The 8,585-nt window shown below is 32.5% G+C and carries 7 protein-coding genes; 4 read left to right on the top strand and 3 right to left on the bottom strand.

Translation table 11 applies throughout. The features are described 5' to 3' along the window. The coding region (locus QVB70_RS16115) for an Ig-like domain-containing protein (RefSeq protein ID WP_287588390.1) at nt 1-1,480 on the bottom strand (1,480 nt) is incomplete at its 3' end. A 384-nt stretch (nt 1,481-1,864) separates the two neighbouring features. Between QVB70_RS16115 and QVB70_RS16110 the strand changes: the two genes are divergently transcribed. Beyond that, nucleotides 1,865-2,380, top strand: a complete 516-nt coding sequence (locus QVB70_RS16110; protein ID WP_287588389.1) for a signal peptidase I — start codon at nt 1,865-1,867, stop codon at nt 2,378-2,380. A gap of 27 nt (nt 2,381-2,407) precedes the next feature. Then, nucleotides 2,408-3,424, top strand: a complete 1,017-nt coding sequence (locus QVB70_RS16105) for a hypothetical protein (protein ID WP_287588387.1) — start codon at nt 2,408-2,410, stop codon at nt 3,422-3,424. Nucleotides 3,425-4,089: 665 nt separating this feature from the next. On the opposite strand, the gene QVB70_RS16100 is transcribed toward QVB70_RS16105, so the two are convergent. After that, entirely contained in the window at nt 4,090-4,800 is a 711-nt protein-coding gene (locus tag QVB70_RS16100) for a hypothetical protein (protein WP_287588385.1), read from the bottom strand. A gap of 209 nt (nt 4,801-5,009) precedes the next feature. Then, on the bottom strand, nt 5,010-6,143 hold the full coding sequence (locus QVB70_RS16095; protein WP_287588383.1) for a nucleotidyltransferase family protein: 1,134 nt from the start codon (nt 6,141-6,143) through the stop codon (nt 5,010-5,012). A 278-nt stretch (nt 6,144-6,421) separates the two neighbouring features. Here QVB70_RS16095 and QVB70_RS16090 point away from each other — a divergent pair, with 278 nt between their 5' ends. Further along, nucleotides 6,422-7,417, top strand: coding sequence for an SDR family NAD(P)-dependent oxidoreductase (locus QVB70_RS16090; RefSeq protein WP_287588382.1), 996 nt, complete (start codon nt 6,422-6,424; stop codon nt 7,415-7,417). Between the two features lie 171 nt (nt 7,418-7,588). Further along, nucleotides 7,589-8,585, top strand: a 997-nt coding sequence (locus QVB70_RS16085) for an NAD(P)-dependent oxidoreductase (protein WP_287588380.1), incomplete at its 3' end; no start/stop codon positions are given.

Here is an 8,585-nt window from a genome sequence, read left to right as displayed (position 1 = left end):
CTGTAAACGTGAAAAGAGTTCCTTCTATCGCTTGTTGAGGACTTACTGTAACGTTCCACACTATTGGACCATCAATATCCAAATAGGCATCACCATAACTGGCAGTGTCATCTTCTGCATCCAAATCACCTACGGGTTCACCTGGATCTCCGCCACCAGGTGGCCATGCGAATTCCGTTTCAGTTGCACTCTCACCGTATAGACATTTAATACCGATTACATCTTGAGAAGTTACTCCAAGTTCAGAAAAAGGAATTGCTAATTCAATTGACCAATAAGTATCGTCATCAAAGAAGCCAGATTTCCAAGCTGCAGAAGGAGGATCAATAATATCCCAATATCGCCATTTGCCTGAATCATCCCAACCTTCCCTTCCTGTGCTGGTACCTATTCCCTGACGTTCTTCACGAAGTCCTCCAGTTGGAGTTCTCACTATACCATAACCATGGTCATCTATCGCTGGATCACCAACAATTTGTGGAGGTGGAGCATCATTATTTACATCAAAATAAACTACTGCATAATCTCCATAGGGATCGCTCACGATAATGGCATCTGAAATATTAAAAGCAACAAGAACATGTGTGGAGTTCTGCATTATATATGCAGCGATATCAAATGTTGGAGATGCTCCTCCATTTTCAGCTTTCCAATCTGATGCCATAACATAAGCGCCATCCCACTCTCCAGAAGTTAATGTTCCGTCTATAGTAGGATCGTTTTGTGCTTCATAGACTAAGACAACAGTTGTACCAGTTCCAACTTTGATTTTACCGTTAAATTCATTGTCATTCTCAAAATAAAGTTCGAAAAGATAGGTTTCTTGTTCGTTTATCGCGTTTCCGTCTATTTTAATAATGAGTGGCGGTTCTTCATTCTCAGTTATTTGCAATATAGCATCTTCTGGAATTTCTGGGTTAAATTTATAGTTTAATAACTGTCCTGTATCTCCTGTTACATTAAACCAAAAAGCATCTGGAAGTGGCCCGTTAAATGACAAAACTCCTGATATTAGGACCCTATCTTCCTCTCTTTCTGTTTTTTCAACAATTACATTGAATGTTTCTTCTATTTCTTCAGTTTCCACTATGAAACCAGTTTCCGATATCTGATCAAAAGACAAATAGTGGTATTGGTTTGAATCCGTTACCAATTCATTAGAAGAATCCTTTGCTGAACTACTGAAAGTACTAATAAAAACGTTCTTTACATATACTGTAATTTGTTTTTGTGTTGTATGTCCGAAAGTGTCAATCAATTGAACATTAAGTTCATATGTTCCATCGGGAATCTCCTGCGTATTCCAAACATAAACATACTTGCCTTGCTGGCTATTTCCATTAATTTTATCCATCTGTGAAGATGTACCCTCATTTATGCTTAATGTTACTCTATAAATCTCGTGATAAGCCTCTGCATTTACCTCAATCTTAACGTTTCCAAAAACAGTAGAATTGTCCAGTGGAGAAATAATCTCCAATTGAGGTGAACGACTATCAAAAAGAAAAGTATAAGATATTATGCTTAAAGTGAAGATAAGTATAAAAGCGAAGCAAAAAACTTTTTTTGGATTTTTAAATTTTGAAATATAATAATAAGGCTTCTTATTAATTATGCAAGTTATTCCCAATGAAAAACCGCTCCTAAGAAAGATTCTAAATTTTTATAAGAACTGGTTATCGTGTCCGAAAGGGTATTTAAGAATTACTAAAAAAAGCAATATAGGTCATACAAATAGGTAATAATGATCTGTTTAGAGTGATTGAAGTCTTAAACATATAAGTTATTTAATTCAAGCGATTAATATAAAAAAAATGCAATTATCACTGTTTTGAGATTTATATGTCCTGAGTTGGGTGTTTTTGTGAAAAAAAGTAGTGAACAAAATACAGAAGAACAAAGTGAAGAAAAGATTAGCTTAGAGTTAATATTGAGGGCATTGAAAAATCAAAAGAAGGTAAAACTACCCTTTCGTGGACAAAGTATGGAACCTTCAATTAAAGATGGAGAAGAAGTTTTTTTTCAAAAAGTGACTGTTGAACAAATTAAAATTGGAGATATCATTCTGTTTAAAAAAGCAGGAACATTGATTGGACACAGAGTTTTATGGAAAGTCAAATTAAAGACAACTTATTTCTTAACCAAAGGAGATAATTCTTATTTTGCTGATCGTCCAATTCAAGCTAGATCTGTTTTTGCTAAAGTAATCGAATTAAATAGTAAAAATAAGTACAGCAATGTTAATTTCAAGACTAAGATTGGCTTTCTACTTGAAATATTTGTTTCAAAATTGAGGCCAAAACAGCTAAAGAAGTATAAGATATTTAGAAGTAATATATCACGAAAACTCAGAGGAAATTTTTTTCATATTTTTAATTGAAGATAACAAAAACATGAGTTCGATTTCATGTTCAGGATTACAAAGATATCAGTACATGGTGTAAGACTGAATTTCATATCTAATTCAGATTTCTATCACGATGAAATATTGGAAGACTATAAACATTTCGAGTTAAACTCAATAAAGGATTCAAATTTAGATGCAAACGTATTTTTCCAAATTATGAATGATTTAAAGTCGTTTCCTATTAATTTTTATGGTTTAAAAGAAGCCAAACTGATAAAGGAAATTCTTACCGACGATTTAGCGGAATTTAGTATTAGTGTGTTAGATGATAGTTGGATAATTATAAACGGTATGTCTGGCAATGTTATCTTTCTAGCTAATCCAGATCAGGAAATTTATCACGGATACTCAACAGTTGAAAATCTTTCAGTGTACCATATGCTCACAGACATGATTATGAATATCTTAACAAAGAAACTAATTAAAAAAAAGATATTTAGTGTTCATGCTGCAGCAGCTTCAAAGAATAACGCGGGAATTCTATTTCCAGGTAAAGCAGGTAGCGGAAAAACCACACTCTCAATTATATTGACAAGATTGGGCTATAATTTTCTGTCTGATGATTATCCACTAATTTTAAGTAAAAATTCTACTTTTGAGATCTTTGCTTTTCCTCTTAGATTGAAAGTCCGGCCAGATATAATTGAACAATTTTCAGAATTTCAAATTTATACGAGGAGAAAAGGAACACGAGTTAAGCGTCCTTACATTGACATTACTGAGATATATGCAAATTGTTTAACAAGAAAAGCTAAGCTTAAATTTATTGCATTTCCGATTTTAACTTCTGGAAAGTCTAATTATAAACAATTGTCATCAGAGGAAGCACTTCAAAGATTACTACCTTGCGTTTTTGATCCATTTCCATCTGTACAAAAGGACACATCAATTCGCAAAAGTATATTTGAAATAGCATACAGTTTAGTTCGCAACATAAAATGTTATGATTTATTTTTAGGAAAGAATCACTCTCAAGTTTTAAAAACTGTAGATGATATTTTCGATAATAACGATTAGTACTAAAACTAGCCAGTATTTTAGATTTTTTTATTCAATCTTAAAAAAGATTATATTGAAAACTAGCTTAATATGAGTTGACTAAGCCCAAAATATACTAAAAAATAGCAGGAATTAAATAAAAAAATATTTTAGAATCCCCAAGATCCCTTGACGACTCCAATTTCGACATCAAGTTCCTTAATTTCTGGTTTTTCCCATTTCATGTATAACACCAATTGATACGTTAATCTTTTTCTAATATCTTTACTCCTTATATTTAAAATTAACGGTTTCCTCAATTGGATTTCGTATTTTTGAGATATTCTTAGCCATTTTTAGAATTCTTTTCTCTTAATGAAAGTCTTTTGTACATATAATTCCTGTAAATCTGCTGCAAAGTCTGAGATGTATCCTTTCGTTTTTTTCCAGGAACCATAAAGTCACCCAATGTTTTTTTTCTCCAAGAAGCGCATTTTGACTTAAAGCCAGAACTTTAATTTCTAGACGTTTCTATTTTTTTTCATTGTGAATCACTCAAATACAATACAATAAATTATTGGGGGTTTCTATTTACTTCTGAAAGATGTTCTTCTTAATGTAAATAATCCTTTGGTATCCTAGAGAGTTCTTAATTTATTATTTAGGGAAAAACTCTTTAAAATGAGATTTTATACATTAATTTACTATTTCTTTAATTCTAAAACTGACGCATTATTCTTAAGAGAAATCAGTTTATAACGAAAAAGCCGTTGAAATATGGGAAGTAGCTCAAAGGATGAGGCACTCAAGATCGTTGATAGTTCTGCTATAGTAGCATCGCCATCTATTAGATGTGAGATAATCGCATCTCCCAAATCCAGATTGACATAAGGGTAGTAATCTAAAAATCCTTGAGGATCTGAAATGTAAATTGGTTTCTTAATCGCTTGGGACGAAAAAATTCGTGAATTTTTAAGGTCTTCATCTCGACGATACACCGTGTTAAGAAATTTGTACAATTCTTTGAATTCTTCTATTAGAATTTCTCCAGAATCTCTGATTCTTCTTACTATTAGAGCAATGCGGCGTACTAAAGGTTTAATCTCTTTAAAGAAAAACCAATCGTATTTTGATTCTATTAACAAAGATATAGTTGCAGGGGTTTGTTTTTCTGTTTCATTCTCTTCAAGTGAAAAAAGAAAATAGTAGACTAAAATAGTAATCCCTTTGTCGGGAAATTGAAATAATGAAGCGCCTTCAAAATCTATGGAGAGATCTATGGTGGTCATAACGAGGGTGGCTGCTTTGATTGCAATTTGGTGAACTAATGTCTCATCTAAAGTTGCGGGGTGAAAATAAAGAGGTTCTGATATTTCAGTCATATCTGAATGTGCAAAAATAATTCCACGTGTCATTTCTGTATATTCCTCTTGTCGATATTTCGCTGATACCTTTATTTCGACGAAAACCCTTTTCCAGTTACCAAATTATCAAAAGTCTATGCTTTTAATATATATAATCTAACCCGAAATTCATTGACTTATAAGGAATAACTTTCGAAAAACGTCACCTTTAATTATTATTCATCATAATCTGAATTCACTTTAGTAAATGAGATAAGTCTTCATTTTCGTATAAGCATTTCTTTAATATAATGGAAAGCAATTGGCTGTTTAATGCGTTGAGCCAAAAGAAATCGTAATTCATGACTCAGTCCAGATCTTTGGACATCTAAAATAAATTGTTTCAAATTTCTTTTAGATTTAAGGAGATTTCCGTATAATAGACCTATCTTACTTACTGAAGAGTTCCAGAATAATGGAAATTCTATTTTAGTTTTTTTCAATAACGCCCAAATCAGTTTTAAAAAGAAATTTCTTGACAATTGTTTAAAAACGCTTCTGGGAATTAAATCTGGATGATAAAAGAAGTGAACAAGATAAAGGAGACATAGAAGTGGAAATAACAGATTATTCTTCTGCGCACTATATAAAATGTGATCCCATTTTAGTTGGTCTTTGGAATAAGAAATTATTCTTATAACGTCGAAGATATCTCTAATCAGAAAATACCCTGATTCAAATAATCTTGAGCAAATAAACAAAATGTTGGCTTCTGGAGAAACTGTAAAGAGATTTGATCCATCAATTTTCATTATATTTTTGTTTCGAAAAAGTTCTTCTTTGCAGTTTTTATGATTTCCCCAAATTAATTCTTTGTGGAGATCAATACTTATTCTATCCTTTTTAGCAAAATTTAAGGCGAACAGATGTTTTTCTTTAAGTTGTCTTTTTGGGAAAACCCTGTATCCAAAATCTCTTAATTTTTTGCAAGCCATTTTGAATTTTTTCACTGAGGAGACTAAAACATCAATCTCTAAAAACTGTCTGTAATGAGAATGAGGATAGAATTGGTCAATGGAATGTCCTTTTATTAATAGAAATCGAATATTGTTTTTATTAAACAACTTTATGATTTCTTTTATCGTATAATTTGCTGTAAGATAATAAGATAAGTATTTATAATATAAACGCCTTAATTGTTCAAGAATCTCCTTTGGTACTTGAATATCTTTAGCAATATCAAAAAAAATGTAAACTTGAGGAATAATAGAATTCCTTTTAGCACACTCTATGATGTAAAGCCAGTCAATTGAATTTTTTTTCTTCCTCATCGTTTCCAGTTCTTTAACGAATAATTTACTATCATCCATGATAGTCTGGAACAGAAGCATGTCTTCAATTCGCTGAAATTTCATTAAAGTTCCTCAAACATAACAATTTTTATTTTGCATGTATCTAAATTTCGAATCTAACATAAGTTTGACAATCTAGAGATATCGAGTACACTTATTTTCCCTCAATGTTTTTTAAAACGGATAAAAAGCCTGGGAAATTCGATTTTTCAGGTGTTTTATATTTCAAAATACGGTCCAAGTTTATAAAATAAATCAACTAGTTTGCTATTCTAGTTAATTTCTATCATCATTTTTTCAAAAAATTTACTTTACATGCCTAAGATGAAGGTGATTTAAGTTTGCATCGCTACGAAGACACACCTATTCTAGTAACTGGGGGAGCTGGTTTTATTGGCTCAGAATTAGTGAGGCAGTTACATGAACTTGGAGCTGTGGTTACGGTTTTGGATAATTTTTCCTCAGGTGCGGACGCTAATCTTGCCGAATTACAAAGAGTAAATGTTGTCCGAGGCGATATACGTGACCAAGAATTAGTTAAGGAATTAGTTAAGGATCAAGAGGTGATTTTTAATTTAGCCGCTTTTCCCTTTATTCCTGCTTCTTATGCTTACCCTAGAATGACCTTTGAAGTCAATGTGACAGGTACTTTAAATGTGCTCTTAGCTGCTACTTCCGAAATAGCAGATATCAAGATGATTTGCCACGTTTCAACCTCAGAAGTTTATGGAACTGCCCAATACATTCCAATGGACGAGAAACATCCTCTAAATCCTCATTCAACTTATGCAGCCTCAAAATTGGCCGCAGATAGATTATGTTTTACACTATATCATGAACAGGACCTTCCAATCGTGATAATCCGTCCTTTTAATGCTTATGGGCCGCGCGAGACACATCCATATATTATCCCTATACTGATTAGTCAGTTGTCAAGATCAGATATACTCAATTTAGGTAATATCGAAAGTAGCCGCGATTTTACTTATGTTTCAGATACAGTTAGAGGTTTGCTACTTGCTGGGCAAACTTTAACTGCGAGGGGAGAAACAATAAACCTAGGTAGTAATAATGATATTAAGATCAAAGATTTGACCTATCTTATTGCACGTTTAAAAGGTAAGACGGACATTGAAATCAATACAGATCCTATGAGATTACGTCCACTTGATGTAGATCGCCTGTGCTGCAGTAATGAAAAGGCAAAGAAAATTTTAAAATGGTCACCTCAGGTTAGCCTTGAAGAAGGATTAAGGCATACAATAACTTGGTTTGAAAATAATGGTCGAAAATGGCCATGGGAAAAGCGTGTTGGCAAATACAATTTACCCATTTAAGAGTTAGTCTCCCAACAATTTTGATCAAGAATATTTGACAGAAAAACTTTTTTCCAAAATTCTATTTATACGAAAAATTGTCGAAAGTATATAAAGACAAACAAGGAATTAGAACTCATATTACGCGAATACCTAAATAGAATAAATTAGAATAAAAGGAAGGCAGAATTATTGAATCTCTTGATTACCGGTGGTTGTGGATATATTGGTTCTCTTTTAATCAGAAAACTTCCATTTGCATTTACTGATAAAATCAATATTACTGTTTTCGATAATCTTTCTTCTGGAAGAGAATACATGCTCGCAAATTTGCCCTCAAAGGCTAAATATCGATTTTTTAGAGGCGATGTTCTAAAAAAACAAGATCTTCTAAAAGCAATGGAGAATAAAGATATCGTTATTCATTTAGCTGCGATAACTGGAGCCTGTGATTCATTTAATATGCCAGATCTTTTTATGAAAGTAAATTACGAGGGAACCAAAAACGTTGTTGAAACTTGCTTAGAACAAGGTATCAATCGATTAATATATGCATCTACTTGTAATGTGTATGGAGGAAAGCGAGAAAACAAATTATTAAATGAAAAATCTTCAATAACACCCCCAAATCCATATGCAGATGCAAAATACAAAGGAGAATTGGAATGTCTTAAGTATCACAAAGATTATAAACTACCTGTAACTTGCTTACGATTTGCTACAAACTATGGTTGGTCTCCTGGAATACGATTCAATCTTGCAATTAACCTTTTTACATTTAAAGCAGTAATAGGCGAGAAAATAACAATCTTTGATACTGGAGAAGACTGGAGACCTTATATTCATGTCCAAGATACTGTAAGGGCAATAACTACAGCAATCAGAGCACCGGAAGATGTCGCAATCGGGGAAGTGTTTAATGTTGGATCAACTGAGGAGAATTACAAAGTAAACCAAGTTGCACAACTTGTGAAGGAGAATGTAGAAAACGACGTAGAAATAGTTCATATCAAAAAAGACGGGCTTCATTTTTCATATAACGTTGACTTTTCGAAAATCAAACAGAAACTTGGTTTTCATACTAGATTTTCAGTTGTTGATGGAATCAGAGAACTTGCTGAAAATTTTAAAGTATTATTTAACAATTCTAAGATGCTTGTTCCTAATTTGACGAGTGAAAGTCGTCACT

Origin of the sequence: Candidatus Borrarchaeum sp. (genome assembly GCF_019058535.1) — an archaeon.
GTDB lineage: Archaea > Asgardarchaeota > Sifarchaeia > Borrarchaeales > Borrarchaeaceae > Borrarchaeum > Borrarchaeum weybense.
Note: the sequence above shows the minus strand (reverse complement) of the source record. Positions and strands in the feature narration are given on the sequence as shown.